The sequence below is a fragment of the Parabacteroides sp. AF14-59 genome (assembly GCF_003479515.1).
GTDB lineage: Bacteria > Bacteroidota > Bacteroidia > Bacteroidales > Tannerellaceae > Parabacteroides > Parabacteroides faecis.
This window is the reverse complement of the sequence record NZ_QUHH01000001.1, coordinates 131,633-158,081: the sequence shown is the minus strand read 5'-3', so window position 1 is coordinate 158,081 and position 26,449 is coordinate 131,633. Positions and strand designations below refer to the sequence as shown.

Here is a 26,449-nt window from a genome sequence, read left to right as displayed (position 1 = left end):
TAAAATTAAATCTCCAGTTTTATGACAGTAAAATCGTATATAGAATCCAATAAAGATCGTTTCCTGGAAGAGCTGTTCAGCTTGATCCGTATTCCGTCAATCAGTGCAAAACACGAACATAAACCGGATATGACAGCCTGTGCCGAACGGTGGACAGAGTTGTTGTTGTCTTCCGGTGCAGACAAAGCAGTGGTTATGCCGACAGAAGGAAATCCGGTAGTTTATGGTGAAAAGATTATTTCGCCGGATGCTCCGACCGTACTTGTTTATGCTCATTATGATGTAATGCCTGCCGAACCGTTGGAACTGTGGAAAAGCCAGCCGTTCGAACCGGAAATACGCGATGGTCGTATCTGGGCGCGTGGAGCCGATGATGATAAAGGCCAGTCGATGATGCAGGTGAAAGGTTTTGAGACAGCATTGAAGCTCAACCTGCTGAAATGTAATGTGAAGTTTATCTTTGAAGGAGAAGAAGAGATCGGTTCTCCCAGCCTGGAAACCTTCTGCCGCGAACATAAAGAATTGTTGAAAGCAGATGTGATCCTGGTATCTGATACCAGCATGGTCAGTGCCGAAACACCTTCATTGACAACCGGCCTGCGTGGCCTGGCCTATTGGGAAATCGAAGTGACGGGGCCTAACCGTGATTTGCATTCCGGTCATTTCGGTGGGGCAGTAGCTAACCCGATCAATGTATTATGTAAACTGATGGCGGATATAATCGATGCCGACGGACGTATCACGATCCCCGGATTCTATGACGATGTAGAAGAAGTTTCTCCGGCAGAACGGGAGATGATCGCACAGATCCCGTTCAATGAAGAAAAATATAAAGCGGCGATCGGTGTGGATGCCCTGTTCGGTGAAAAAGGTTATTCGACACTGGAAAGGAACAGTTGCCGTCCGTCATTCGACATCTGTGGTATCTGGGGCGGTTATACGGAAGAAGGAAGCAAGACTGTGTTGCCGTCGAAAGCCTATGCAAAAGTTTCCTGCCGGTTGGTTCCGCATCAGGATCATACGAAAATATCCCAGCTATTCGAAGATTATATAAACCAAGTGGCTCCTGCCTGTGTTAAGGTAAAAGTCACACCGAAACACGGTGGACAGGGTTATGTTTGTCCGATCGACCTGCCTGCTTACCAGGCAGCGGAGAGAGCCTGTACGGTTGCTTTCGGAAAGAAGCCGCTGGCTGTACGTCGTGGAGGAAGTATTCCTATTATCTCCACTTTCGAGCAGGTATTAGGTATAAAGACCGTCCTGATGGGCTTCGGACTCGAACAGAACGCTATTCATTCTCCTAACGAGAGTTGCATGTTGGACTTCTTCTATAAAGGGATTGAATCGGTTGCCGAATTTTATAAAGAATACAAATGACACAAAATGAGATCGTAGCCCGTGCCTTATCGAATACAGGTATCGAGGCGTTGAATGAAATGCAGCAGGCCGTATTGGATGCCGGTACAACCAAAGATATGGTTTTGCTTAGTCCGACAGGATCGGGTAAAACCCTGGCATTCCTGTTGCCTTTGCTTACTACATTGACTGACGAGGAGAAAAAGATACAAGCGCTTATCATCGCTCCGTCGCGTGAACTGGCTTTACAGATAGAGACGGTATTCCGTTCTCTGGGTGCCGGGTATAAGGTGAATTGCTGTTATGGCGGTCATCCGATCCGGACGGAAAAGAAGAGTCTGGAACATGCGCCGACCGTATTGATCGGAACTCCGGGACGAATCCTCGACCATCTGGAACGGGGTAATATCGATTTGGATACTGTCCGGACACTGATTCTGGATGAGTTCGATAAGTCTCTGGAATTAGGCTTTCAGGATGAGATGAAAGAGATTCTGGCACACCTTCCGGGCGTGCGTCGCAGGGTGTTGACTTCGGCAACGGAAGCTGTCGAAATACCGCCTTTTACCGGTATTACGGCACCGGTCCGTTTGTCATTCCTGACAGGTGTAAAGGAAGCGAAAGGTTTGACTTTGCGTATCGTGAAATCTCCGATCAAGGATAAACTGGAAACGTTATACAAACTGTTGGGCGAACTAAAAGGCGAATCGGCTTTGGTATTCTGTAACCAGCGTGAGTCGGTGGAACGTGTCAGCAATTACCTGACCGAGATGGGTGTGGATAATGAATATTTCCACGGAGGTATGGAGCAGCCGGAACGTGAACGGGCTTTGTCGCTTTTCCGTAATGGCAGTGCTTCTGTCTTTATTTCCACCGATCTGGCTTCCCGTGGACTGGATATTCCGGAAGTGAAGAATGTCATTCATTATCATCTTCCAATCAATGAAGAGGCGTTTATCCACCGAAACGGGCGAACGGCCCGTATGAATGCGGAAGGAAATGCCTTTATGATCTTGAACGAAGTGGAAACTGTCCCTGAATATATCACCCGTGAACCGGATGAGTTTTTCCTGCCGGAGAAAGCCAAGAAGCCTCTTCGTTCGGAATGGGTGACACTGACGATCAACCGCGGTAAACGGGACAAGCTGAGTAAAAAGGATGTTGTCGGTTTCCTTTTCCAGAAAGGCGGTTTGGAGAAAGAGGATCTCGGTGTTGTCGAAGTAAAGGAAAGTTGTGCTTATGCAGCAGTAAAACGCGATAAGAAAGCAGACTTGCTGGTACGTATCCGTGAAGAGAAGATAAAGAATATGAAAGCGAAATTTGTATGAGCATATTGATCAAAGGGGTAGAACTGAATGGAGTAGCTACCGATATTTATATAGAAAACAAATACATCAAACAGATAGGTTCAAACGTTCCTGTAACGGCCGATACTGTTATAGACGGTCGTCGTAAAGCCGTAATTCCCGGTTTTGTGAATACACATGGTCATGCTGCAATGACTTTGTTTCGTGGTTTTGGCGACGATATGCCGCTGATGCCCTGGTTAGAAGAAAAAATATGGCCTAACGAAGCCAAGCTGACAAAAGAGGATGTTTATTGGGGAGCTAAACTAGCTTGTTTGGAAATGATAAAAAGCGGGACAACCACTTTCTTTGATATGTACCATAAGTTCCATGCAACCGCAGAGGCTGTGGAAGAGATGGGTATCAGAGCTAATATTTCCAGTGCCTGTTTCGACCAGTTTAAACCGGAGTTGACGGAGAAAAGTAAACAAACGATCCAAAAACTATATAATGAAATGGATCGTTACAGCAAGCGGATACATTTTTCGATAGGTCCGCACGCTATTTATACCGTTTCCGGCGAATTACTGCAGTGGGCGGATGCTTTTGCACGGGAACACAATGTTTTGATCCAGCTACATCTGGCGGAAACAGAAGGTGAAGTGGAAAACTCCGTGAAGAACTTCGGATTGACACCTGTCCGCTATTTATATAAGTTGGGAGTGTTGTCTCCCCGCTTGTTGATCTCCCACGGCATTTATGTTGATGACGATGAAATTCGTATGTTGGCAGACCATGAGGTAAAAGTGGCACATAATCCGGCATCCAATATGAAACTGGCTTCCGGTATGCACTTTAAGTTTCAGGAGATGCGTGAGGCAGGTATTTTGGTTGGATTGGGAACGGACGGTTGTTCGTCATCCAATAATCTCGATATGATAGAGGCAATGAAGCTGGCTTCTTTATTGGGAAAGGTTTGGAGAAAAGACCCTGAAGCCGTTACTGCCGACGAGATATTCCAGTCTGCGACAGCCAATGGAGCAGCTATTGCTAACCTGAAGGCAGGAAAAATAGCTGAAGGCTATCTGGCCGATCTTTCTTTGATCGATTTGAATATGCCTGCATTTATACCGAATTTCAATTTCATATCCAATCTGGTCTATGCGGCTAACGGAAATTGTATCGATACGGTGATCTGTGATGGAAAAGTCCTGATGCGGGATAGAAAGGTTCCGGGCGAAGATGAGATTATGGAGCGGGCTGCCCAAATAGCCTATAACTTGATTAAACGATAAATTATGAATATGAGTTATACAAACGAACAATATCAGGAAGCGGCAGCATTTATAGCCGCGCGTATCACCGGCAATCCGGAGACAGCCATTATCCTGGGTAGCGGATTGGGTTCTTTGGCAGACCGGATAGAGGAGGCTATCGTGATCCCTTATGCCGAAATACCTCATTTCATGCATTCGACGGCTGCAGGACATAAAGGTAATTTTATTTGTGGAAAGTTAGGTGGAAAGCAAGTACTCGCTATGCAGGGACGCTTCCATTATTATGAAGGATATTCGATGCAGCAGGTTACTTTTCCTGTTCGCGTGATGAAACTGTTGGGGATAAAGAATTTATTGGTATCGAATGCGGCAGGCGGTATAAACAATACGTTCAAAATTGGCGACCTGATGATTATCTGCGACCATATCAATATGATGCCAAATCCGTTGATCGGTCCGAATAATGAACTGTTCGGAACCCGTTTCCCGGATATGACACGTGCTTATGACCGCGAGTTTATCTGTGCGATAGAAGAGATCGCAGCTTCACATGCTATACCTTTAAAGAAAGGTGTATATGTAGGATTGACCGGTCCGTCTTTTGAGACACCTTCCGAATATGCTTTTTATGGTCGGGTAGGAGGCGATGCTATCGGGATGAGTACGGTTCCTGAAGTTATTGTAGCGCGTCATGCCGGATTGAGAGTGTTCGGTATGTCGGTTATCACGAATGAAGGATATCATTTTGCAGACGATTTTGTGAACGACGGCGCTGATGTGATCGTTGCTGCCAATAAATCAGCAGCTGTAATGACTACTTTGTTCAGTGAACTGGTTTCCCGCATCTGAATTTTTTTTCAGAGTGAAACTCACTGTATTAAAATAAGATAGGAAATTGAACGGGTTGGGAAGGAAAAAATAGTATAAAAAAAGTATCTTCCGGTTTTGGAAAATAAAAAAATACCTATATCTTTGCACCCGTTATCGCGAAAGTAGCTCAGTTGGTAGAGCATAACCTTGCCAAGGTTAGGGTCGCGGGTTCGAGTCCCGTCTTTCGCTCACAGATAATAAGAGCGGTAAGAGGCCGCCTTTTTTATATAATGGAAATGCCCAGGTGGCGGAATTGGTAGACGCGCACGTTTCAGGTGCGTGTGTCGCAAGGCGTGCAGGTTCGAGTCCTGTTCTGGGCACCATTAGCGCGGATGGTGAAATTGGTAGACACGCTACTTTGAGGGGGTAGTGCCGGTTACGGTGTGTGAGTTCGAATCTCATTCCGCGCACATTTACTTTAAACTTCTGAATATCAAAATCTTATTTTACTTCTCTTGTATTATTCGTATAAATCTTATTTTTTGAGTTATTCTATATAAGTCATTTGTTTTTTATCTGTAACAAATTTTCTGTTATGCTTCTTGTTTTTTGAAATAGGAACAATAGGACACTTTTAGGGTGATATGTAGCATATTAGAATACATTGATACAGTTATATTTGCATGGAAGTGATAATTCTATGTAGATATGGAAAGAGAAAATACAATTCGACAAGTGGGTATAAATGATATCCTGGATGCCAGTGAAAGAATCAATGCCGGTATCACGTATACTGATAAAGACATTATTGTAATAGAACACTTGGAAGATATGACGGAACGCGGATCTGTCAAGTTATCGAAAGATATGATTATGATAATCGCCTGTCTGGAAGGAAAAATGCAGGTCAATTTGAATGCTAAACTCTATACGCTCCATCCGTATGAAGTTTTAATTTGCAAACCTAATATTATTTTATATGATCATGAAAACAGGACTTCTTTCAGGGGGAATGCAGTATGTCTTTCTACCCGCATTCTCCAAAGTCTCTTGCATTATGGGAGTGATATTTGGAACAGATTTTTTCAGTTCAATCAAAATCCGGTCATTTGCATAGGAGAGGAGAGCCTACAGTTGTTTTCCCTATATTCTGAGATCATGCGTTTAAGATTAAAATTTCCTCAGCCACCTTATCATAAAGAGGTTATGACTACTTTTATGCGGGCTATTATCTATGAGTTGCTGGCAGATCTGGACCATAATACGATTGAAACAACCCCTACTTCTATGAAACAGGGAGATATCTTATTCAAGAAATTTATAGAAATACTGGCAAACAGTGAAATAAAGCAGCGTAATCTGAGCCATTATGCCGATAGGTTATTCGTTACTTCCAAATATCTATCGACTGTAAGTAAAAAGGTTAGTGGAAGAACTGCTATGGATTGGATCAATGAATATGTCACAGACGATATTCAGCATTTCCTGACACATACCGATAAATCTATCAAAGAAATTTCTGAATACCTGGAGTTTACCAACATATCTTTTTTTGGAAAATATGTGAAGGCCCATCTGGGGTGTTCTCCGAAAGAGTTTCGTAAACAGTTGGGTTATAAAAAATGAGTTCGTCTTTCCATAAACTTTCCCGAAAATATTCTTAAATTCTCCAATACTGGTGGATTAGTCGCAGCTATTTTTACTCGCTTTGCAATTAGGAAAACCTTTCATAGTTTTACTCTCGTTATGAAAATTGTCAATGTGAAAAAGGTTGGGACGAAACACGAAATGGACGATTTCGTGAAGTTTACAGGCTGGTTGTATACCGGCTGCCAATACTATGTTCCCGACTTGGATATGGATATTCGCGAGGCTTTCGATCCACGTAAGAATGCGGGATTGGAATTTTCCGATATACAGCCTTTCATTGCATACGATGAAGACAGGAAACCTGTAGGCCGCATAGCAGGTATTATCAACCATCATGCCAACGAGAAATGGCAAAAGAAGAATGTCCGGTTTGGATTCATTGATTTTATTGATGACCCGGCTGTGTCGGCTGCTTTGCTGAAAGCTGTGGAAAAATGGGGTAAAGAGCGAGGTATGGATTATATACAAGGGCCGATGGGAATCTTCGATTTCGATAAGGAAGGTATGCTTATCGAGGATTTTGACAAACTGGGGTCGATGATTGCAATATATAACTATCCTTACTATCCCAAGCATATGGAGGCCTTGGGTTATGAGAAAGAGGTCGACTGGGTGCAGGTATGTATTGAAGTCCCTGAAGAAGTCCCTCCTAAATATGCCCGTGTGGCCGGGTTAGCAAAAGAGATGTTCGGATTGCATGTCAAAAAGTTGACTAATACTGATATTTCAGAACTAGGATATGGAAAAAAGGTATTCGACCTGCTGAATGTGGCTTATGCGCCTCTCTTCGGTTATACGGAACTGTCGGATAAACAGATTGATTTGTATATCAAACGATATCTGCCGCTGGTTGATAAGCAATTGTTGCCTGTCATAGAGAATGAAAACGGTGAAGTGGTAGGCGTGGCAATAACGATGGGCAGTTTATCGCATGCGTTGCAAAAAACAAAAGGGAAACTTTTCCCTTTTGGATGGTATCATCTTGTTCGTGCTTTGAAATGGAAAAAGGAAGAGAAAGCGGAACTGCTTTTAATGGCTGTGCGTCCTGACTATCAGGGATTGGGCGTGAATGCACTGTTTTTTGATGACCTTATACCAATCTATAATAAACACCACTTTAAATGGGCGGAAACTGGTCCTCAACTGGAGGACAATATCAGGGAACTGACGCAATGGAAACCTCTGAACCCAACTTTCATAAAGAGAAGGCGATGCTATAAAAAGAAATTATAAACGAAAATGACAATTATGGAAAGAAAAGTAGTGATAACGGGCATGGGTATATGGTCGTGCCTGGGAAAGACGCTCGAAGATGTACGCGATTCGCTTTATGGCGGCAAGAGCGGTATCGTTTTCAGTCAGGAACGTAAAGAGGCCGGATTCCGTTCTGCTTTATGTGCCGATATCGAACTGCCTGACCTTAAACCGTTCATTCCTCGTAATTTACGACAGTTTATGCCTGAAGAAGCACAATATGCTTATATGGCTACGCGTTCGGCCCTGGAAAATGCAAAGCTGGATCAGGATTATATCGACAGCCATGAGGTAGGCATTATTTATGGAAACGATTCTGTAGCCGAAGCTACCATGCATGCGCTCGATAAGTTTCGTGAATTCAAAGATACATCCGCTTGCGGTAGTGGTGCCATCTTTCAGTCGATGAACTCCACCGTGTCAATGAATCTTGCGTGCCTGTTCAAATTGCGTGGCATTAATCTGACAGCTTCTGCTGCCTGTGCTTCCGGTTCCCATGCGATAGGATTGGCACATACTCTTATACGTAGCGGATTACAGGATTGTATTATATGTGGAGGTGCCCAGGAGGCCAACTTATACAGTGTGGCTTCGTTCGATGGTATTCAGTCGTTTTCCATGCGTGAAGACGAACCCGCAAAAGCTTGTTGCCCGTTCGATCGTGATCGTGACGGCCTGGTACCTGGCGGTGGTGCAGCAACAGTGATAATCGAAAGTTATGAACATGCAATTAAGCGGGGTGCACCCATATTAGCAGAAATAGTAAGCTGGGGATTTTCAGGTAACGGTGACCATATCTCTACTCCGAATATATCCGGTCCTGCCCGTTCACTGGAATTATGCTTGAAAAACGGCAATATGACTCCACATCAGATAGGTTATATCAATGCTCATGCTACTTCTACACGTATCGGTGACAGCAGGGAGGCATTGGCTATAGCTCAGATATTCGGTGATTACAAAGTGCCGGTAACTTCCACCAAGAGCCAGACGGGACACGAAATGTGGATGGCGGGTACCAGCGAACTGATCTATTCGATGCTGATGATGAAAAATGGTTTTATTGCAGGAAACATTAATTTCGTGAATCCTGACGAAGAGACGGCCTGTATCAATGTAGTGCCGGAGACACGTGAAGAAAATTTTGACGTATTCCTTTCCAACTCATTCGGGTTCGGTGGAACAAACTCGACTCTCATTGTAAAAAACATATAGTAAACAAACTGATAAAATATATTATTATGGCACGTGAAGACATTACAAAACAGGTAAATGCGATATTGGCAGAAGAATTTGAAGTTGATCCGACTCTTTTTACACCGGATGCTAATGTGAAAGATACGCTCTCCCTGGACAGCCTCAGTCTGGTTGATCTGGTGGCTATTATCCAACAGACCTATAAAATAAAGATCCCGGCAACTGATTTACGGGAGATTCAGACTTTTGATAATCTGTATGACTATATAGAGTCACATTTCGGGCAGAATGGTTAATGAAGATATAAAGAATCTGATCCCGCAACGTGATCCTATCATGATGGTCGATAAACTGATAGATGTAGATGGAGATGTGGCGGTAACTTCGCTTACAGTCAGAGATGATAACTATTTCATGGACGAGGATGGCTTGCTTGCCGAACCGGGACTTATCGAACATATAGCCCAGTCGGCTTCAGCATTCGCAGGGTACAGAGCTATGGCTTCTGGAGCTGTTATTCCTCCTGTGGGATATATAGGTGAAGTGAAAAAGTTTCATTGTTATCGTCGTCCACATGTAGATGATGAATTGCGTACTGTTATCACCATGGGTACAGAGATAGCCGGTGTGGCTGTCATCACCGGTGAAATCCGTCTTCGGGATGAGATAATAGCCGATACGCAAATGAAGATTTTCATAGAGAAAAATAGTTGATCTACAGAGTTGTTATGTTACTTGAAAATAAATATTACAAGATAGTCGATAGGTGTGGTGAAGGATTGAATGCCGTTTTTCGTATTGTCCTTTTACCTGATTGTGATGTTTATCGCGGTCATTTTCCTGGTAATCCGGTATGTCCCGGAGTTTGTAATATCCAGACCATCAAGGAATGTGTTATGCAGTTGACGGAGGAAAAACTACTGATCGGCACTATAAAGCAATGTCGCATGACAGCAGTTGCTTCACCTGTCGTTTGTCCGGAAGTAAATGTGACGATCACTGTTCTGCCTATCGACAGGGGATTCACCGTCACGGCCGCAATAACCGATACGGAAAGGACGTATATGGAGTACAAGGGTGATATGATTGTAGATAGTATTCTACCTTAAAGAATAAAGAATGAAATACGATGTAATTATTATAGGCAGCGGATTGGGTGGACTGGAATGTGCTCATATTCTTTCGCGCGCCGGAATGAATGTTCTTCTGCTTGAGAGAGGAACGCAAGCCGGTGGTTGTCTTCTTAGTTACAAGCGACGTGGATTGGCTTTCGATACGGGATTTCATTATGTAGGAGGTTTATATGAAGGTCAGACACTACATGCTATATTCGAATATCTGGGATTACTACGTCTGCCGTGGGAACGCCTTGATACCTATTTTGACCGGGTAACAATAGCGGATCGTACCTTTGCTTTTGCACAAGGGTATGATAGGTTTGTCAGGACATTGGCTGAAGATTTTCCTGCTGAACGTGAAGCTCTGAACGGATATGTAAATATGTTGAAACGAATTGAAGAGCAACAGTTCGATATGTTGAATCCTCAATCCGGAAAACCGTCATTCCCCTTTAAACTTTTTGAAACAAGTGCTTATCAATATCTGACAGAAACGTTTCGTGATCCCTTGCTGATAAACGTGCTTTGCGGTACTTCTTTGAAAATGGAGTTGAGGAGGGAATCACTTCCTCTGTTTACTTTTGCTCATGGCAATAGTAGTTTCATAGAGAGTAGTTGGCGGTTGAAAGGAGACGGTTCGTTGATCGTAAACTCACTGGTTGATGACATTCGCAGGCATGGCGGCGAGATCCTATGCAATTCCGAAGTACAGGAACTGGTAGAGAAAGACGGAAAACTGGTACATGCTGTATGTTCGAACGGGGAGAGTTATGAAGGCAATATTTTCATCAGTAATGTGCATCCTGGCGTTACTTGCGATCTGGTAAAACAGAGTGATAGGATGAAAAAAATCTATCGTAACCGTATTGCCGGACTGGAAAACACCTTCGGTATGTTCACTGTATCGCTTTGTATCAGGTCACGAACGCTTAAATACTTCAACTGGAATCAGTATGTCTATGATCAACCTAATGTATGGACGTTTTATCTTGAAAACAGTCCGGTAAGCGGAGTGCTGGTAAGTTGCCGGATTCCGGAAGATGGTAGTGAGTATGTGCAGCAAGTGGATTTGCTTACTCCTATGCTTTGGAGTAAGTGTGAGCCATGGAATATGACAGAGGTCGGCCGTCGTGGTGAAGAATATAAGGCCATGAAGAAGCGTGTGGCAGAGGAATGTATTATACTGGCAGAACGATTTATTCCCGGACTCCGGGATATGATCACCGGATATTATACTAGCACACCGCTGACTTATCGTGATTACACCCTTACTCCTGAGGGGACTGCTTATGGTCTGCGTAAGGATTTCAGAGATCCGGTAATGACTGTGCTCTCACCGCGTACACCTATTCCGAATCTGTTCCTTACGGGACAGAACCTTATGCTGCACGGTCTGCATGGGGTGACAATGACTGCGCTTTTTACTTGTGCGGAAATACTTGGAAAAGAGCATATATGGAATATCGTAAAAAATTAAAAAGAACATAACCATGAAGTATGCATTAGTAACCGGAGGCAGCCGCGGCATTGGTCGTGCTGTCTGTGTGAAATTGGCCCAAATGGGTTATCGTATTATTATTAACTATGTAAACAATACGGCGGAAGCCGAAAAGACGCTTGAACTGGTAAGGCAAACTGGTCAGGATGGCGAGATGCTGAAATTTGATGTAAGCGACTATCGGGAGACCCGCGATGCGATCGAGTCATGGGAGAGCGCCCATACAGAGGAGTATATCGAAGTGCTGGTGAATAATGCAGGCATACGGCGTGATAATGTTATGGCGTTTATGCCGGAAGAGGACTGGAACCGTGTACTCGACATCACTCTTGATGGTTTTTACAACGTGACACAACCGTTGTTACAACCTATGTTGGTTCATAAGTTCGGTCGTATCATCAATATGGCAAGTGTGAGCGGTCTCAAGGGAATGCCGGGACAAACCAACTATTCTGCAGCCAAGGGAGGCATCATTGCTGCGACAAAAGCACTGGCCCAGGAGGTGGCACGGAAGAACGTGACAGCCAATGTTATTGCACCCGGTTTTATTAAGACTGATATGGTGGAAGGCCTTGATGAGGAAATATTGAAAAAGACTATTCCTGCCCAGCGCTTCGGTACTCCCGAAGAAGTGGCTGAAGCGGTCGGTTTCCTGGTTTCTCCGAATGCCGGTTACATTACCGGTAATGTGATTTCAATCAATGGGGGATTGTATACTTAAGAATTTATATTCAATATGACTTTTATAAACGATGTATATAATGTCGCAATCAACGACAACGTCATTAATTTCCAATCCTGATGAAATATCTTGAAGATATTTGTCGAGTACAGGTAAAGTTCAGTGAGATAGACTCGATGCAGAGGGTGTGGCATGGGGCGTACATTACCTATTTTGAGGATGGACGCGAATCATTCGGCAGGCATTATCCCGGCATAGGTTATGCAGATATGCAGCGTTCCGGTATTTATGCCCCCATCTATGATATCCATATCAAATATTGTGCGCCTCTCGTTATGAACGATGTGGTTATAGTGCATACGCATTATATCTATAAACCGGGTGCACGGCTTGATTACAGCTATGAAGTCTACCGTGAGCATGACAATGTGCTGTGTGCCACAGGAAACACCGTCCAGTTGTTCATCGATCCTGAGGGACAACTGATGATAGATAAGCCCGAATATTACCAGAGATGGCAGGATAAATACCTGGCTCAGTTGTAATATTGTAATAAACAATGAATCAAATAGAATAAATGTATGGCAGAAAATGTCAAATCGACTTATAAGTCAGATGATACCGAAGAATGGCTTGATATTGTTTGGACACGTCCTATCGGTTATCAGTGGGCACTTTTTTTCAAACGTCTGGATATCCATCCCAATACCGTAACTGTCCTTTCAATGATTATCGGTGCGGGATCTGCCTTTTTCTTTGCACAAGGTTCTTTCCGTACAGAAGGAATGAGCGGATTATTGTGTAATATAATAGCCATATTATTGTTGGCCTGGGCGAACTTCTACGATAGTGCGGACGGACAACTGGCTCGTATGACGGGTAAGAAAACCAAATTGGGACGGATTCTCGACGGTGCAGCCAGCGAGGTATGGTTCATTCCCATCTATCTAGGTCTTGTCTATCGGTTTTATATCCACCATGAGCTTGAATTTCGTATTCTGGGTATTGAGAATAATCAGCAGAATACGCTGGTGGTTACACTGATACTCTTTATTTTGGCGTTATATTCCGGTTTTGGTTGCCACAGCCGTCAATGCGGACTTGCCGACTATTACCGTCAGATCCATCTCTTTTTTCTGAAAGGTGAGGCTGGTAGTGAATTAGATAAGTCGGCACAACAGCAAAAGATATATGATGAAACGCCCTGGAAGGGTAACTTCCTTTGGAAAGCGTTCCTGAAAACTTATGTAGGCTATACTAAAAGGCAGGAAGCACAGACTCCTGATTTTCAGTTGCTGATGGATAAGTTGCGTGAAAAATACAGTATGATGGAGAATATCCCGCAATCTTTTCGCGACAAGTTCCGTACCCTTTCATTACCCCTGATGAAATGGACTAACATTCTCACGTTCAATACTCGTGCCATTGTGTTATACGTCACTTGTCTGATTGATTTGCCCTGGCTCTATTTCTTCTTTGAAATTGTCGTGATGACTGCCATTTGTTATTACATGCGCCTGAAGCACGAGAAATTTTGTAAGGAGTTATATACCCAATTATAAGTTTGGCCATACCTGAGTGGCATGTGGTTCTTTATTCATTGATGCCCATTAGAATATTATGTGCGTATTTCGGGACACTCGATAAAAAAGATACTGTCGTATTTTTGTTGTGTCTTATGTAGGGATAAAGTAAAAATAGGTGATAGGAAGTTGTGATGGGAAAGAAGTTCGTTTTTTTGCTGATATCCTTGATCTCCGTATGGATGGCAAATGCTCAGAATACGATAATAAAGGGTATTGTAACCGATTCGATTACAGGAGAGGCACTGCCTTATGTCTCCCTTATATTCAAGGGGACCACTCTGGGGACGGCTACCGACGGAGATGGTTGTTTTTCATTCTCTGCCCCGGCTACAGGCAGGATCCTGCAAGTATCGTATCTGGGATATGACACGAAAGAAGTGAAAATTATTCAGGGAAAAACAAATGATCTGAAAATACAGTTAGCGCCAAACGGGATTACCTTGAATGAGGTCGTTATCAAACCGAAGAAAGAAAAATACAGTAAAAAAGAAAATCCGGCTGTCGAATTTGTAAAACAGGTGATCGCTTTGCGGGAAAGGAACAATCCTCGTAACCATGATTATTTTCAGTACGATCAGTATGAAAAAATGATCTTTGCGATGAATGATTATCAGCCGAAACCTAAAAAGAACGGTAAGACCGGTAAGTTCGATTTTCTGGTCGATTTTATAGATACGCTCGATATCGGTACAACTATTTTGCCGGTTTCAGAAAAAGAAAAAGTCGAAACGGTTTATTATCGTAAAAATCCGAAGTTGGAGAAACATGTAGTGAAAGGGAATAAATCATCGGGTGTAGATGAAGTATTCTCTCGTGACGGGATACAGCAGGTATTGAATGAAGTGTTCCGGGAAGTCGATATTTTCAAAAATGATGTGCCTTTATTCCTGCAGAGGTTTGTAAGTCCGCTTTCCACGATCGGACCTAACTACTATAAATATTATTTGCTCGATACGCTGGATATAAATGGGCAGGAATGTGTGGACTTGGGCTTTGTTCCCTTTAATTCGGAAACATTTGGTTTTACGGGACATTTGTATGTGACGCTTGACTCCACTTTTTTTGTTCAAAAAGCAATACTCAATGTCCCGAAAGATATCAATCTGAACTTTGTTTCCAGAATGACGATTGAGCAGATATTTGAACGGACTCCGGAGGGTACCCGTGTCATTACAAAGGATGATATTAGCGTGAATTTCAAATTAAACGAAAAGACCAAGGGAATGTATGCACGGCGTTTGAATATTTACAGCAATCAGTCATTTGAGGAGCTGGATGCTGAACAGGCTTGGGTCTTTAAAGAAAATGCCCCGGTCATTACTTTGAAAGAGGCTTATCGACAGCCGGAAGATTTCTGGGCAAGCAATCGTCCGGAAGAAGCGGTGAAAAAGAATCCGAACTCGGTGAAAAATCTAATGGCAAAACTACGTTCTGTCCCGGTCTTTTATGTAACGGAGAAGGTTGTAACGACCCTCGTATCTGGTTATATCGATACCAATAAGGACCCGTTGAAAAGTAAATTTGAATTTGGTCCGATGAATACAACGATCAGTGGCAATTCGATCGAAGGCGCTCGCTTCAGGGTGGGAGGAACAACGACGCCAGCTTTCAACAAGAACTTGTTTTTCGATGGCTATGTAGCGTATGGTACGAAAGATGAGAAACTGAAATATAATGCTCTTGTTGAATATTCGTTCAATGATCGTAAGGAGTTTCGCAAAGAATTCCCGATGAACTCAATCCGTTTTGAGTATATGTATGACATCAATAAGTTGGGGCAACAATATATGTACACCAGTAAAGATAATATTCTTTTGACAATAAGACGGCAAAAGGATACACGGGCCACTTACTTGCGACAGGCTGAGTTGAGTTATTCTTACGAGCATTATAATGGCCTGTCGTATAATGCCATTGTTCGTAACCGTCGTGAATATGCCACGGAATATGCGGTTTTCGACCGTATCGGTACAGATGGTACTATCAGTCGTCTCGGACATTACGATATGACCGAACTGGAGTTGAAATTCCGTTATGCCAGGAATGAAAAGTTTTATCAGACGCGTAACAACCGTATTCCGATCACATATGATGCTTTGATCTTTAATTTCAGCCATGTGATGGCGAAGAAAGACTTGTTAGGATCGGCTTATGATTATCATCGTACAGACATCGGAATCCAGAAGCGTTTATGGTTCTCCGCTTTCGGCTATATGGATATTATCACCAAGGCAGGGAAAGTGTGGACCAAGGTCCCGTATCCGTTATTGATCCTTCCGAATGCCAACCTGTCTTATACCATTCAACCGGAAGCTTATACGAATATGAATGCGATGGAGTTCATCAATGATGAATATGCGTCCTGGGATTTGACATATTATATGAACGGGAATCTCCTGAATCGTCTTCCTCTTATCAAGAAGTTGAAAGCAAGGGAAGTTTTTGCTTTCCGTGGTTTGTGGGGACATCTGACGGATAAGAATAATCCAGCAAATGGGAAGGATGGACTATATCTCTTCCCTTATGGCTCTTATACTTTGGGAAAAGCTCCGTATATGGAAGCAAGTGTGGGCATTGAAAATATCTTTCAGTTCCTTCGTCTCGATTATGTCTGGCGTTTGAACTATCGTGATCATCCGGGTATCCAGACGAAAGGTGTCCGTTGTACAATGCGGTTGTCATTCTGACAATGGCGAATAGTCCATATAATCATATTCTCCAGTGAATGTTATGATCATATGGACTACTATCTTTTATTGAAGGCAACGTTTTCTGAACTGAGAAGGCGACATGCCTTCTTTTTTTGTAAAAAACGTAGAAAATTGAGATATTGTTTCGAAATGAAGCGTATAAGCTATCTCGGAAATATTCATTGAAGTCTCGCTCAATAACTCTTTAGCCCGTAAATAACGGAGCTGCAATTGGTATTGCAGTGGAGATACACCTGTATACGCTTTAAAAGTACTCCGGAACCAGGAATAACTGACATTTAGTTTTTGAGCAACTTCCTTTACTGAAATAGGATTATCCAGTTTCTTTTTCATAATGGCTCTCGCCTGGTTGATCTTTTCTACAATATCTGATTGTGTTAATGAATTATTTTTCTCTTTATAATAGATTTCTCCCATCAGATACAGGACGATGCAGGATATTAATTGTTGATACCCTATTTGTTCTTTGATGGTATGGGTTACAATCTCTTCGTATAATCCTATGATAGTGGCGTTTATGCCAATTTCAAAGATGGGGTTTTCTTTGGAAAAGAACTTATTGGTTATCCAGTTTTCAATCAGATCTCCTTTGAAACCGACCCAATGTTCGTACCAACCCTCCTCATCTGGGGCATACGTATGCCATTCGTCAGGGAATAACAGGATCATGGTCCCGGCTTTGACTTTTATCCGTTTACAGGATTGAGACTCAAAAAAGCCGCTTCCCTGAGAAATATAAACTAATTGATATTCTGTCAATATACGTCCCTTTTCCGGGTTGAAAGAATAACTTTGAGGATGTTGCCGTTTGGATGGGTAGATACTATGTGGCGGGATACATTGATAACCGGCGGTTGTAACAGTTAATCCCCATTGCTTATCTATTGAATTAATATTCAGATAACGAATGTTGTTGTGTTGTGTATTCATAAGCTAGTATCTTTTAGGAAATTGAAATCAGGTCAAAAATAATATAATAATACAGTCTAAACAATGCGTGAATATTTTTTTGTCAAAAAAGAATATATAAATATCATTTTTGAAAATTCAAGGGCTGTAAAATAATGAAGATTATAAAAGAATATATGGTTTATAGGCAAAAACACAAATAAAGGAATTAAGGCGGATGTTGTCATTTTTTAGAAATCTAAAGTCATAATGCTAAAATCAGAATGAAGCAGATCCGATATATTTGTACTGTCGATAAAGTATATCAACGTATTCCGGATTTTCTGAATCAACTTTTATAACCTTTTAAATTTGATTGTATGATGAAGAATGTTTTTTATTGGTTGGTGAGCATCAGCCTTTTTACACTTATAAGTACCTGTCAGGCTGAAAGTGATACGAATATGTTACGGAAAAATTTTATGACCCCACCTGATTCAGCCCGTCCTGGTGTGTATTGGTATTTCATGGATGGTAATTTGTCTAAAGAAGGAATGACAAAAGATTTGGAATCTATGAAGAAGGTTGGTATCGGTTCTGTTGTATTTCTGGAAGTAAATGTCGGTATACCTCGTGGAAAGGTAGATTTCTTGAGCGAGGAATGGAAGGACTGTTTTAAACATGCGGTTCAGGAATGTGAGCGGTTGGGGATTAGCATGATACTGGGTATAGGTCCCGGTTGGACGGGAAGTGGCGGTCCCTGGGTAAAAGCAGAGGAATCCATGCAAAGCCTGGTTTCTTCTGTAACTCATGTGACCGGGAAAGGAAAACAAACAGTATCTTTAACTAAACCGGATCCGATGCCTCCTTATTTTGGAGAAGGAGCTTTTACTCCTGAGTTGAAAGAAAGATGGCAGGCCTTTTATAAAGATGTAGCTGTTTTAGCCTTTCCGAAGACAGATGAAAAAACTTTTATAAAAGATATTCATGAAAAAGCATTATACTATAGAGCTCCTTATAGTTCAGTTCCAGGAGTGAAGCAATTCTTGTCAAGGGATAATGACGATCTCAGTTTGAATTCGGGTGATGTCATTCACCTCGATAAAATTGTCGATTTAACCGGGTCATTGGTTGATGGGACTGTTACCTGGGATGTTCCTGCGGGGGAATGGACAATTATGCGGGTTGGTGTTCGTAATAACGGAGCTGTAACACGTCCGGCACCTCTGCCCGGAGTCGGTTTTGAATGTGATAAAGCAGATACGACCGCTTTAATGGCGCATCTTCGTGTTTTTACGGAAGAATTATTCTCTTTGTTGGGAGAACGTGATACACTTTTACCCGGAGGTTTGAAAATCTTACATATGGATAGTTGGGAGATGGGAGCACAGAACTGGACACCGAAGCTCCGCCAGGAGTTTAAAAAAAGGAGAGGGTATGATCCTCAACCTTACTATCCGGTTTATGCTGGCTATATTGTGGGAGATAAACAAACCAGTGAACGCTTTTTGTGGGATCTACGGCAGACTATGCAGGAACTGATGCTTGAAAATCACTCTTTATTTGTAAAGGCTTATGCTCATAAACATGGCATGAAGCTTTCTATAGAGCCTTATGATATGAATCCGATGCAGGATCTGGAATTGGGTGCTTCGGCTGATATACCGATGTGCGAATTCTGGAGTATGGGTGGGTATAATACATCTTTTAGTGCTGTAGAGGGAAGCTCTTTAGCCAATATCAAAGGCCAGCGTGTAGTGCCATCGGAAGCCTTTACTGCTGCCGGAGATGGTTGGAAGCAACATCCGGCATCTATGAAAGACCAGACCGACTGGGCTTTTGCTGCAGGAATTAACCGGCTTACCTTTCATACATTTCAACATCAGGCGTTGCGGGATGATCTGCGTCCGGGAATGACCATGGGCCCTTATGGTGTACATTGGGATCGGAATCAGACTTGGTGGCCTTATGTAGACGGTTACCATCGGTATATAGCTCGCTGCCAGTATCTGCTACAGAAAGGGCAAACAGTGGCGGATGTTCTTTATCTGGCGCCGGAAGAGGCTCCGTTTGTATTCAGAGCTCCTGTCTCTGCCTTGGAGGGCGATTTCTTAATCGATAAAAAAGGACATAACTTCGATGCTTGTCCGCCGAGTTTGTTATACAACGCTTCAGTTGAGAACGGAAAAATAAAGTTCCCTTCCGGAATGCAGTATAGTCTGTTGGTACTTCCTGTTTTTGAAACGATGACTCCCCGGTTATTGGATAAAATAAAGTCATTGGTAGAGGATGGTGCTACTTTGGTGGGAATACCTCCTATGCATGCTCCCGGATTAACCGATTATCCTGTATGCGATCAGGTATTATCGACGATGATTACAGATCTTTGGGGTGGCAAAGATCTTCCGGCAGGACTCGTAAAACGTACTTATGGTAAAGGTCAGGTCTATTGGGGACAGGATATTAGAGATAAGGCAGATAATCTTTATCCGAATTACCCATTAACTTCCGGTCTACTGGATCAGATGAAACTAGGTGATGATTTCAGATCGGACATAGGAAAGATACGGTACATCCATAAAAAGGTGAACGAACAGGATTTCTATTTTGTGTCCAATCGTACCAGGGACTTATTGAATACAGTTTGTCATTTTCGTGTGACAGGTAAACAACCGCAGTTATGGAATCCTGTTAATGGGGAGATACGGAATTTACCGGCGTTCACAGATGATGGTACTTGTACGTCTGTCGATTTGTCGTTTGAACCCAATCAGAGTTTCTTTGTCGTTTTTGACGGAAAACCTCAACCTGGTTTAGGTATGAAGAATTTTTCATTATCTAAAGAGATACAGAAATTAGATAAGAGCTGGCAAGTCTCTTTTGATCCGAAGTGGGGAGGTCCTGCTAATGTTGAGTTTAAAGAATTGCAGGATTGGAGCCAGTGTCCGGATGAAGGTATAAAGTACTATTCCGGGACAGCAGTGTATTGTCAATCATTTAATTACAGTCAATCTTCACAGAAACCAATTTATTTGGATTTGGGGCAGGTCAAGAATATTGCGAAGGTTTGGTTGAATGGTAAAGATTTAGGAGTGATTTGGACGAACCCTTGGGAGGTGGAGATAACAGATGCTTTGAAAAAAGGGAAAAATGAGCTCAGAATAGAGGTTACGAACTTATGGGTCAATCGATTGATAGGAGATGAGCTTAAACAGGATGATGGAATTGTCGATGGGCAATGGCCGGAATGGTTGATTAATGAGAAAGAAAGACCAAGCAAAAGATATACTTTTGCTACTTTCAGGCATTATACCAAAGAATCTCCTTTATTGGAATCAGGTTTATTAGGACCTGTCCGTATTGTTGTGAAGGAATAATGATTGTCAGTTTCTTTTTATTTCAGTTCTTTAATTATTTGTATTAGTTCTTTTGCTGAAATATCCAAAGACTCGACAGCCATCCATACGACTTCTTTATTCTGATTTATGATATATATTCGCGGGATAGTATTATTGGCAAAGAGAGCGAAAACACTGCCATGGGTAGGATCCAGATAAAACGGCATTGTCAATTGATTCTCTTTCCAGTATTCAGAGACAGCTTCGGCTGTTTCTTCCCGGGAAATTGCTATCAGTTGGAATTTGCTGTCGTTTTTCATCTCTTTCCAGACTTCTTCGATAACCGGTAGAACCTGTTTGCAGTCAGGGCAATAAGTACCGAAAAATACCAGTAATGATTGTTTGTCGAGGAATTGGTTGGAGCTGAATGTATTTCCAGTCGTATCTTCAACAGCGAATGAAGGTATCTGATTGCCAACATTCACATAATTAATCATTGTGTCATTATCATCATCCTTTATACAAGAGTAAAAAAGGAGGGATAGGATTGCTATGAACGAAAATATTTTTGTAAGCGACATATATTTATTATTTTAGTTTACGAAGATAAGGAATGTATTTGAATCTCTGAAAGAAAAGGAGCTGCCGTTTTGTAGATTTCACAACCTGTCGTCAGAACGGACAACCCCTTTTAGCAGCATCCCCTTTTATCGCTGCAATTTTCATTTATATTACTGAGATAGGTTTTGGCTTTTTTAACTGATTCGGATTCACATTCCTATGTACATTATGAGAGGATGCTGTCATCCTGTCTGAGTTTACATTATGGGGTTAGTTTTTACTTTGTTATTGACTATATTTGTATAAGTAAATATATGTTTTTTTATTTGAGTGCATTTCTCTGATAATAAGTATTACTGTTGTTTTTTTGATGAAATAGATAACGGATCTTCTTTTTTGAGCTATAATAAGAGTTATTGAGGCGAGTAGGGTAGAATATAACTGTTTATGTAATATTGGTTTTCTCTTTTCTCTTTTTTTACCGGTTTATATATTACTGACGTGGTGATTACCGTAAGTCGATTTCTGTTTCTTGTGTTATTTGATTATGTGGGAACCGGATAAATAGGTTATTCTTGAAAATAGCAGAAAACTGGGCGGCTTTGTTTTTTTATACTATTGACTCCCGTTTAATCGATTGTTATATTTGTGATTATAAGCATGAAAGCTACTAAGATGTAAGCTGGCATGAAAAGATTAGACTATGAAAAGGGATTTGTTATATGAAAATATACTGGAAGCTATCAGAGATAAAATATCGAACAAGGGAATACTGACAAGTACACTTGTGGATTTATTGGATCTGGAGAAGGAAGCGGTATACCGTCGACTGCGTGGAGAGGTTGCGTTTTCGTTTTCTGAGCTAGCCATTGTTTCCAGTACTTTGGGTATTTCGTTGGATAATATGGTTGGAGGACGGTTTACAAATAGCAGGCCTTTCCAATTGAGACTGGTTGACTATGGTGATTTGGACAATATCGATTACAAAATGTTGGAGCATTATATCTATATCCATAATTTAGGTAAATACGATAAAAGATCGCGAGTAATGGACTGTTCCGGCATTTTGCCCCAATCCCTTTATTTAAGTTATAAAAATATCTCTCGTTTTTTTCTTTTCAAATGGATTTATCAGAATAAAGAATTTAATAAGAAACTCCGGTTCCAGGATGTTTATCCAACGGAACGTCTTGAAAAGATACAAGAGAAAAGTGTGGCTGCGGCGAAACGGATTAATCAAACCATCTATGTTTGGGATCCCTTGATTTTTTATTATCTGGCGAATGATATCCGTTATTTTATCAGTATTCATTTATTGAGCGAAGAAGATTTGCTGCTATTAAAAATAGATTTGCTGCAGTTTTTAGATGATATGGAAGTTCTGGCTTTCAAGGGACAGTTTGATGATACGGGAAATAATGTCTATTTTTATATATCAGGAACACATATCGATACAAGTTATCGTTGTGTAGAAGTAAAACACTTGCGCGTCAGCTTGATACGAACATTTACCCTGAATGCTGTCGTTTCGTTGGATCACCAGATTTATGAACGTATTTCGTCCTGGCTTGAGGCCATTGTCAGGTCGTCGACTATGATTTCCGTCAGTGGGGGCAGGCAACGTATTCAATTTTTTGAGAAACAGCGTGAAGTTATCAATGCCTTGTAAATGTTTAAAAATGAGGTTATATATTATTAACGGAACTTTCTGCTTTTATCGGTGACCGAGATTCAATGTCTGTTCGTTTTCTTAGTTTTTTTTGGATATTTAAAAGAGCTATGCCGGTTTATCCGGTAACTTTTTTATGGGTTCCTTGTTTACCTTTGCATGAAAACAGTGTGTTGATATTAAAACTTATAATTCTTTGACATGGAAAAAGAACTTTTGTATGATAACCTTCTGAATACGATCAAAGAAGAGTTCCCTCAGAAAACAAACTTAGTAAGCGCGTTAGTCGATTTGTTGTGTATTGAGAAAGAAGCTGTGTATCGACGTTTGCGGGGGGAAGTTGCATTTACATTTGCTGAAATTGTTACTATAGCAAACGCTTTTGGCATATCATTGGATAATTTAGTCGGTACGGTTACAGCTAAAAGCAGGCCGTTTCAGCTGAAGTTGGTTGATTTTGTGAATCCGAAAGAGATAGACTATGATATGTTGGAGCAATATGTCGATGTATTGGGTTTGTCCCGCGAGGATGAAAAATCGGAACTGATCGATTGTACGAATATATTGCCGCAACAGCTTTATATGAATTATAAGTATATCTCGCGTTTTTATCTTTTTAAATGGTTGTATCAATGTGGGGTTCCGGGGAAAGCAAAGCGTTTTGATGAAATCGAGGTTACCGACCGTTTTGTTGGAATACAGCTGGCAAGTGTAGAAGAATCGCGATATGTCCGTAATTCTTATTATATACTTGATCCGTTGATATTCCAATATCTGGTGAACGACATTAATTATTTCATGAGTATCCATCTGATTGGGAAGGAAGATGTGGAGCTTCTGAAAGAGGAGTTGATGAAGTTTCTGGATGAGATGGAAATTCTGGCAACACGTGGTTATTTTGAAGAGACAGGGAATAAAGTTTTCATTTATATATCGAGTGTGAATTTTGATACGAGCTACTGGTGCGTACAAATTAAAAACTACCATATAAGCATGATCAAAACGTTTATTCTGAGTTCTGTCGCCTCACTGGATGAAGGAACTTATGAAAAACTACGGAAGTGGCTACGGGCTCTTATCCGTTCTTCCATTATGATTTCTGTTAGTGGAGAGAGGCAAAGAGTTGCTTTTTTTAAGGCACAGCGTGAATTAATTCAATCTTTATGATGGTTGCTGTTTGCGAAGAGTATCAGAAACTTAAACAATAAAAGGACTATTTTGTAGTATTTTTTTGAAATGAATAGTATAAAAATAATTCCTGAATATTTGGAGCGTATTAATCTTTTACCTACTTTTGCACCCGTAAACAAGAGAGACCAGATGCTTTGAAAAGCAACGTTTAAATACGTTCTGGCAATTTTGATTTATTGGAGAGATGGCAGAGTGGTCGATTGCGGCGGTCTTGAAAACCGTTGAACTGAAAGGTTCCTGGGGTTCGAATCCCTATCTCTCCGCAAAAGCAGCAAAAAAGGCTGCTTTTTGTTTTATGGAGAGCTTACGTTCTCAAAATTCTTCCTTAAAGGAGAGATGCTCGAGTGGTTGAAGAGGCACGCCTGGAAAGCGTGTAAACCCCTAAAGGGTTTCGCGGGTTCGAATCCCGCTCTCTCCGCGGAAAAAACTTCTTACCCTTAAAAATTCCAGTAGACAGACTTATCGGATATCAACAAAATACATAAGTATTTGATTCGTAAAACATAAGTATTTGTCATTAAAAACATAAGTATTTTTTGTCCCTCTCAGTAGCATTCTATTTATCACCTTTCAGCCTTCAGTTTAGCTGTGTGACCTGTTTCTCAAAGGCGACAGGCTGAAACGTGGGACGTTACTCAAAATAAACAGGTCGTTACTCAAAATAAATGGGTAAGCACTCATCCGTGATTCGGTAGGTACCGGAAAAAGGTCCTGTGTTTTGAAATGTAAAGTCAGGACTTTTGAATGCGAAACATAGGTGTTTTGTTCTCAAAACATATATGCTTTGAAAGTGGATTTTTTATTTGTATTGTAACATTTTATTCACCCTTCAGCTGAAATAATTGTTTCTCAATGCGTAAGGGTGGCTGAAGGCTGAAAGGATAGATAGTCTTTCTTGCTGAGATTCGATTACTTTGCGTATTCTGCGCTATCTGCATTCCCTAATAGCATGCCCTGGTTGCCTTATTTCTTGATCTTTCTATATACATATATAAAAGCAGGAATCAGAAACAGATCTGCTGCCATCCATGCCGTGGCATCACCGAAGCAAACAGCGAGAAACCCGAAAGCCGGTACTGCATAAATACTGACGAGTGTCCGGGCGATCATTTCAGATACGCCGGAAAGCATTGCCAGATTGGTAAATCCGGCTCCCTGGATCGTGTAACGAAGAATACAGAGAATACCCAGAATAGGAAAGAAGGAACAAGATATATGCAGGAACTGAATGGCATCTTTAATAATTTCCGTTTCTGCAGGATCGACGAATATAAATATCAGTTCGCGTGAAGCCAACATCAGTATAAGGAATGAAAAAGCGGCATAAACGATCATCATCAACCCGCTGGCTTTGATACCCTGCCAGATACGTTCCGGTTTGCCTGCCCCGTAATTTTGTCCGGTATAGGTAGCCATGGCAATTCCCAAACTTTCGAAAGGGCAGATAAAGAATGACTTGATACGCACAGCCGATGCAAAGGCTGCAATGCAGGCCGACCCTAGTGCATTATTGGCACTTTGCAACATGATACTGCCGATAGCAGTGATAGAGAACTGAAGCCCCATCGGTACGCCTATCCACATCAGGTTTCCTGCCAGTTTCGATTGAAATTTCCTCTCTTCCCGTGTACTTCTCAATATCTCAAAACGGCGATACATGTAAACGAAACAAAGAACAGCCGATATTCCCTGGGAAAGAAGCGTGGCTATGGCAGCACCGGCAACTCCCCATTTAAATACCAGGATACAAACCAGATCGAGGATCACATTCAGAATGGTAGAGAAAAGCAGGAACCAGAATGGGGTCTTGCTATCGCCCAAAGCGCGGATAATACTGGACAACAAATTATAAAAGAAAGTACAGGGTACGCCGATGAAAGTAACCAATAAATAGAAATAAGCATCTTTAAAAATATTCTCCGGAGTTTGCATCATCCTTAGAATATCCTTACAATATATACTTGTAACGACTGCAATGATAACCGACATAACTGCTGCCAGCTGCAAACTGATGGAAACATACTTCCGCATCGTGCTGTAATCTCTTGCACCGAATTTCTGTGCCACCGGAATACCGAAACCGGCACAGCATCCGTTACAAAATCCTATGATAAGAAATATAACAGACGTACTCGCCCCGACAGCGGAAAAAGCATCGATTCCCAGAAATTTACCAACAATAGCCGCATCGATCAAAGAATAGGTTTGTTGAAGCAGATTAGCCAGCAATACCGGCATGGCAAAGTTGAAGATCAACGGTAGCGCTGCCCCGGATGTCATTTCTTTTGAAGTTCCCATAACTATTTCCCTAAACAATCGCTGCAAAGGTAACTATTTTGTGACAGAAAGGATAAATATACACTTATAAAATCTATTG

General features: G+C 41.6%; 21 protein-coding genes and 5 tRNA genes. 23 read left to right on the top strand and 3 right to left on the bottom strand.

Annotated features, from left to right (window positions below; all coding sequences use genetic code 11):
* Positions 1–21 precede the first annotated feature (21 nt).
* The 18 genes from DWW23_RS00710 (at position 22) to DWW23_RS00625 (ending at position 16,401) form a co-directional block, all read left to right on the top strand.
* Positions 22–1,377: a dipeptidase gene (locus DWW23_RS00710; RefSeq protein WP_122351386.1), complete on the top strand. Its 1,356-nt coding sequence runs from the start codon at positions 22–24 to the stop codon at positions 1,375–1,377.
* Positions 1,374–2,684 carry a DEAD/DEAH box helicase gene (locus DWW23_RS00705; protein ID WP_122351385.1) on the top strand — a complete coding sequence of 437 codons (1,311 nt, stop codon included), beginning with the start codon at positions 1,374–1,376 and terminating at the stop codon, positions 2,682–2,684. Before DWW23_RS00710 ends, DWW23_RS00705 begins: the two co-directional genes overlap by 4 nt.
* Entirely contained in the window at positions 2,681–3,937 is a 1,257-nt protein-coding gene (locus DWW23_RS00700; RefSeq protein ID WP_122351384.1) for an amidohydrolase, read from the top strand. The genes DWW23_RS00705 and DWW23_RS00700 overlap by 4 nt, the downstream gene beginning before the upstream one ends.
* A gap of 9 nt (positions 3,938–3,946) precedes the next feature.
* On the top strand, positions 3,947–4,768 hold the full coding sequence (locus DWW23_RS00695) for a purine nucleoside phosphorylase I, inosine and guanosine-specific (RefSeq protein WP_370449232.1): 822 nt from the start codon (positions 3,947–3,949) through the stop codon (positions 4,766–4,768).
* A 137-nt stretch (positions 4,769–4,905) separates the two neighbouring features.
* A tRNA-Gly gene (locus DWW23_RS00690) sits at positions 4,906–4,978 on the top strand.
* 49 nt (positions 4,979–5,027) lie between these two features.
* Positions 5,028–5,112, top strand: a tRNA-Leu gene (locus tag DWW23_RS00685).
* Positions 5,113–5,115: 3 nt separating this feature from the next.
* A tRNA-Leu gene (locus DWW23_RS00680) sits at positions 5,116–5,199 on the top strand.
* Between the two features lie 238 nt (positions 5,200–5,437).
* Complete coding sequence (locus DWW23_RS00675) at positions 5,438–6,355, top strand: helix-turn-helix domain-containing protein (protein WP_122351382.1); 918 nt, start codon at positions 5,438–5,440, stop codon at positions 6,353–6,355.
* Positions 6,356–6,475: 120 nt separating this feature from the next.
* Positions 6,476–7,612 carry an N-acetyltransferase gene (locus tag DWW23_RS00670; RefSeq protein ID WP_122351381.1) on the top strand — a complete coding sequence of 379 codons (1,137 nt, stop codon included), beginning with the start codon at positions 6,476–6,478 and terminating at the stop codon, positions 7,610–7,612.
* A 15-nt stretch (positions 7,613–7,627) separates the two neighbouring features.
* Positions 7,628–8,848, top strand: coding sequence for a beta-ketoacyl synthase (locus DWW23_RS00665; protein WP_122351380.1), 1,221 nt, complete (start codon positions 7,628–7,630; stop codon positions 8,846–8,848).
* Between the two features lie 26 nt (positions 8,849–8,874).
* Positions 8,875–9,126: an acyl carrier protein gene (locus tag DWW23_RS00660; RefSeq protein ID WP_122351379.1), complete on the top strand. Its 252-nt coding sequence runs from the start codon at positions 8,875–8,877 to the stop codon at positions 9,124–9,126.
* Positions 9,119–9,544, top strand: a complete 426-nt coding sequence (locus DWW23_RS00655) for a beta-hydroxyacyl-ACP dehydratase (protein ID WP_122351378.1) — start codon at positions 9,119–9,121, stop codon at positions 9,542–9,544. Before DWW23_RS00660 ends, DWW23_RS00655 begins: the two co-directional genes overlap by 8 nt.
* A 14-nt stretch (positions 9,545–9,558) precedes the next feature.
* Positions 9,559–9,939, top strand: a complete 381-nt coding sequence (locus tag DWW23_RS00650; RefSeq protein ID WP_122351377.1) for a beta-hydroxyacyl-ACP dehydratase — start codon at positions 9,559–9,561, stop codon at positions 9,937–9,939.
* Between the two features lie 10 nt (positions 9,940–9,949).
* Positions 9,950–11,425, top strand: coding sequence for an NAD(P)/FAD-dependent oxidoreductase (locus DWW23_RS00645; RefSeq protein ID WP_122351376.1), 1,476 nt, complete (start codon positions 9,950–9,952; stop codon positions 11,423–11,425).
* Between the two features lie 13 nt (positions 11,426–11,438).
* Positions 11,439–12,167, top strand: a complete 729-nt coding sequence (gene fabG, locus DWW23_RS00640) for a 3-oxoacyl-ACP reductase FabG (RefSeq protein ID WP_122351375.1) — start codon at positions 11,439–11,441, stop codon at positions 12,165–12,167.
* Positions 12,168–12,247: 80 nt separating this feature from the next.
* Positions 12,248–12,673 (top strand): thioesterase family protein, encoded by a 426-nt coding sequence (locus DWW23_RS00635; protein ID WP_222941169.1) that lies wholly within the window; start codon positions 12,248–12,250, stop codon positions 12,671–12,673.
* A 36-nt stretch (positions 12,674–12,709) separates the two neighbouring features.
* Positions 12,710–13,690, top strand: coding sequence for a CDP-alcohol phosphatidyltransferase family protein (locus DWW23_RS00630; protein WP_122351373.1), 981 nt, complete (start codon positions 12,710–12,712; stop codon positions 13,688–13,690).
* Positions 13,691–13,845: 155 nt separating this feature from the next.
* The gene (locus DWW23_RS00625; RefSeq protein WP_122351372.1) at positions 13,846–16,401 is read left to right on the top strand and encodes a DUF5686 and carboxypeptidase-like regulatory domain-containing protein; all 2,556 of its coding nucleotides are present in this window, start codon (positions 13,846–13,848) and stop codon (positions 16,399–16,401) included.
* Positions 16,402–16,467: 66 nt separating this feature from the next.
* Here the strand turns inward: DWW23_RS00625 and DWW23_RS00620 are convergent, their stop codons facing one another.
* A complete protein-coding gene (locus DWW23_RS00620) occupies positions 16,468–17,355 on the bottom strand; it encodes a helix-turn-helix domain-containing protein (RefSeq protein WP_122351371.1) in 888 nt (295 codons plus the stop codon).
* A gap of 338 nt (positions 17,356–17,693) precedes the next feature.
* Here DWW23_RS00620 and DWW23_RS00615 point away from each other — a divergent pair, with 338 nt between their 5' ends.
* Complete coding sequence (locus DWW23_RS00615; RefSeq protein ID WP_122351370.1) at positions 17,694–20,690, top strand: glycosyl hydrolase; 2,997 nt, start codon at positions 17,694–17,696, stop codon at positions 20,688–20,690.
* Positions 20,691–20,707: 17 nt separating this feature from the next.
* Here the strand turns inward: DWW23_RS00615 and DWW23_RS00610 are convergent, their stop codons facing one another.
* A complete protein-coding gene (locus DWW23_RS00610) occupies positions 20,708–21,148 on the bottom strand; it encodes a TlpA disulfide reductase family protein (protein ID WP_233564230.1) in 441 nt (146 codons plus the stop codon).
* Between the two features lie 767 nt (positions 21,149–21,915).
* Between DWW23_RS00610 and DWW23_RS00605 the strand changes: the two genes are divergently transcribed.
* The 4 genes from DWW23_RS00605 (at position 21,916) to DWW23_RS00590 (ending at position 24,490) form a co-directional block, all read left to right on the top strand.
* Positions 21,916–22,881 carry a helix-turn-helix domain-containing protein gene (locus DWW23_RS00605; RefSeq protein WP_122351368.1) on the top strand — a complete coding sequence of 322 codons (966 nt, stop codon included), beginning with the start codon at positions 21,916–21,918 and terminating at the stop codon, positions 22,879–22,881.
* A 201-nt stretch (positions 22,882–23,082) separates the two neighbouring features.
* Positions 23,083–24,048, top strand: coding sequence for a helix-turn-helix domain-containing protein (locus tag DWW23_RS00600; protein ID WP_122351367.1), 966 nt, complete (start codon positions 23,083–23,085; stop codon positions 24,046–24,048).
* Between the two features lie 202 nt (positions 24,049–24,250).
* Positions 24,251–24,335, top strand: a tRNA-Ser gene (locus DWW23_RS00595).
* 67 nt (positions 24,336–24,402) lie between these two features.
* Positions 24,403–24,490, top strand: a tRNA-Ser gene (locus DWW23_RS00590).
* A gap of 545 nt (positions 24,491–25,035) precedes the next feature.
* Here DWW23_RS00590 and DWW23_RS00585 read toward each other — a convergent pair.
* Positions 25,036–26,370, bottom strand: a complete 1,335-nt coding sequence (locus DWW23_RS00585) for an MATE family efflux transporter (RefSeq protein WP_122351366.1) — start codon at positions 26,368–26,370, stop codon at positions 25,036–25,038.
* Positions 26,371–26,449: the final 79 nt, after the last annotated feature.

What these genes read in the sequence shown, in the direction of transcription:
- DWW23_RS00710 (WP_122351386.1), top strand. Translation starts at nt 22, where the DNA reads ATGACAGTAAAATCGTATATAGAATCCAATAAAGATCGTTTCCTGGAA.
- DWW23_RS00705 (WP_122351385.1), top strand. Translation starts at nt 1,374, where the DNA reads ATGACACAAAATGAGATCGTAGCCCGTGCCTTATCGAATACAGGTATC.
- DWW23_RS00700 (WP_122351384.1), top strand. Translation starts at nt 2,681, where the DNA reads ATGAGCATATTGATCAAAGGGGTAGAACTGAATGGAGTAGCTACCGAT.
- DWW23_RS00695 (WP_370449232.1), top strand. Translation starts at nt 3,947, where the DNA reads ATGAGTTATACAAACGAACAATATCAGGAAGCGGCAGCATTTATAGCC.
- DWW23_RS00675 (WP_122351382.1), top strand. Translation starts at nt 5,438, where the DNA reads ATGGAAAGAGAAAATACAATTCGACAAGTGGGTATAAATGATATCCTG.
- DWW23_RS00670 (WP_122351381.1), top strand. Translation starts at nt 6,476, where the DNA reads ATGAAAATTGTCAATGTGAAAAAGGTTGGGACGAAACACGAAATGGAC.
- DWW23_RS00665 (WP_122351380.1), top strand. Translation starts at nt 7,628, where the DNA reads ATGGAAAGAAAAGTAGTGATAACGGGCATGGGTATATGGTCGTGCCTG.
- DWW23_RS00660 (WP_122351379.1), top strand. Translation starts at nt 8,875, where the DNA reads ATGGCACGTGAAGACATTACAAAACAGGTAAATGCGATATTGGCAGAA.
- DWW23_RS00655 (WP_122351378.1), top strand. Translation starts at nt 9,119, where the DNA reads ATGGTTAATGAAGATATAAAGAATCTGATCCCGCAACGTGATCCTATC.
- DWW23_RS00650 (WP_122351377.1), top strand. Translation starts at nt 9,559, where the DNA reads ATGTTACTTGAAAATAAATATTACAAGATAGTCGATAGGTGTGGTGAA.
- DWW23_RS00645 (WP_122351376.1), top strand. Translation starts at nt 9,950, where the DNA reads ATGAAATACGATGTAATTATTATAGGCAGCGGATTGGGTGGACTGGAA.
- fabG (WP_122351375.1), top strand. Translation starts at nt 11,439, where the DNA reads ATGAAGTATGCATTAGTAACCGGAGGCAGCCGCGGCATTGGTCGTGCT.
- DWW23_RS00635 (WP_222941169.1), top strand. Translation starts at nt 12,248, where the DNA reads ATGAAATATCTTGAAGATATTTGTCGAGTACAGGTAAAGTTCAGTGAG.
- DWW23_RS00630 (WP_122351373.1), top strand. Translation starts at nt 12,710, where the DNA reads ATGGCAGAAAATGTCAAATCGACTTATAAGTCAGATGATACCGAAGAA.
- DWW23_RS00625 (WP_122351372.1), top strand. Translation starts at nt 13,846, where the DNA reads ATGGGAAAGAAGTTCGTTTTTTTGCTGATATCCTTGATCTCCGTATGG.
- DWW23_RS00620 (WP_122351371.1), bottom strand. Translation starts at nt 17,355, where the DNA reads ATGAATACACAACACAACAACATTCGTTATCTGAATATTAATTCAATA.
- DWW23_RS00615 (WP_122351370.1), top strand. Translation starts at nt 17,694, where the DNA reads ATGATGAAGAATGTTTTTTATTGGTTGGTGAGCATCAGCCTTTTTACA.
- DWW23_RS00610 (WP_233564230.1), bottom strand. Translation starts at nt 21,148, where the DNA reads ATGATTAATTATGTGAATGTTGGCAATCAGATACCTTCATTCGCTGTT.
- DWW23_RS00605 (WP_122351368.1), top strand. Translation starts at nt 21,916, where the DNA reads ATGAAAAGGGATTTGTTATATGAAAATATACTGGAAGCTATCAGAGAT.
- DWW23_RS00600 (WP_122351367.1), top strand. Translation starts at nt 23,083, where the DNA reads ATGGAAAAAGAACTTTTGTATGATAACCTTCTGAATACGATCAAAGAA.
- DWW23_RS00585 (WP_122351366.1), bottom strand. Translation starts at nt 26,370, where the DNA reads ATGGGAACTTCAAAAGAAATGACATCCGGGGCAGCGCTACCGTTGATC.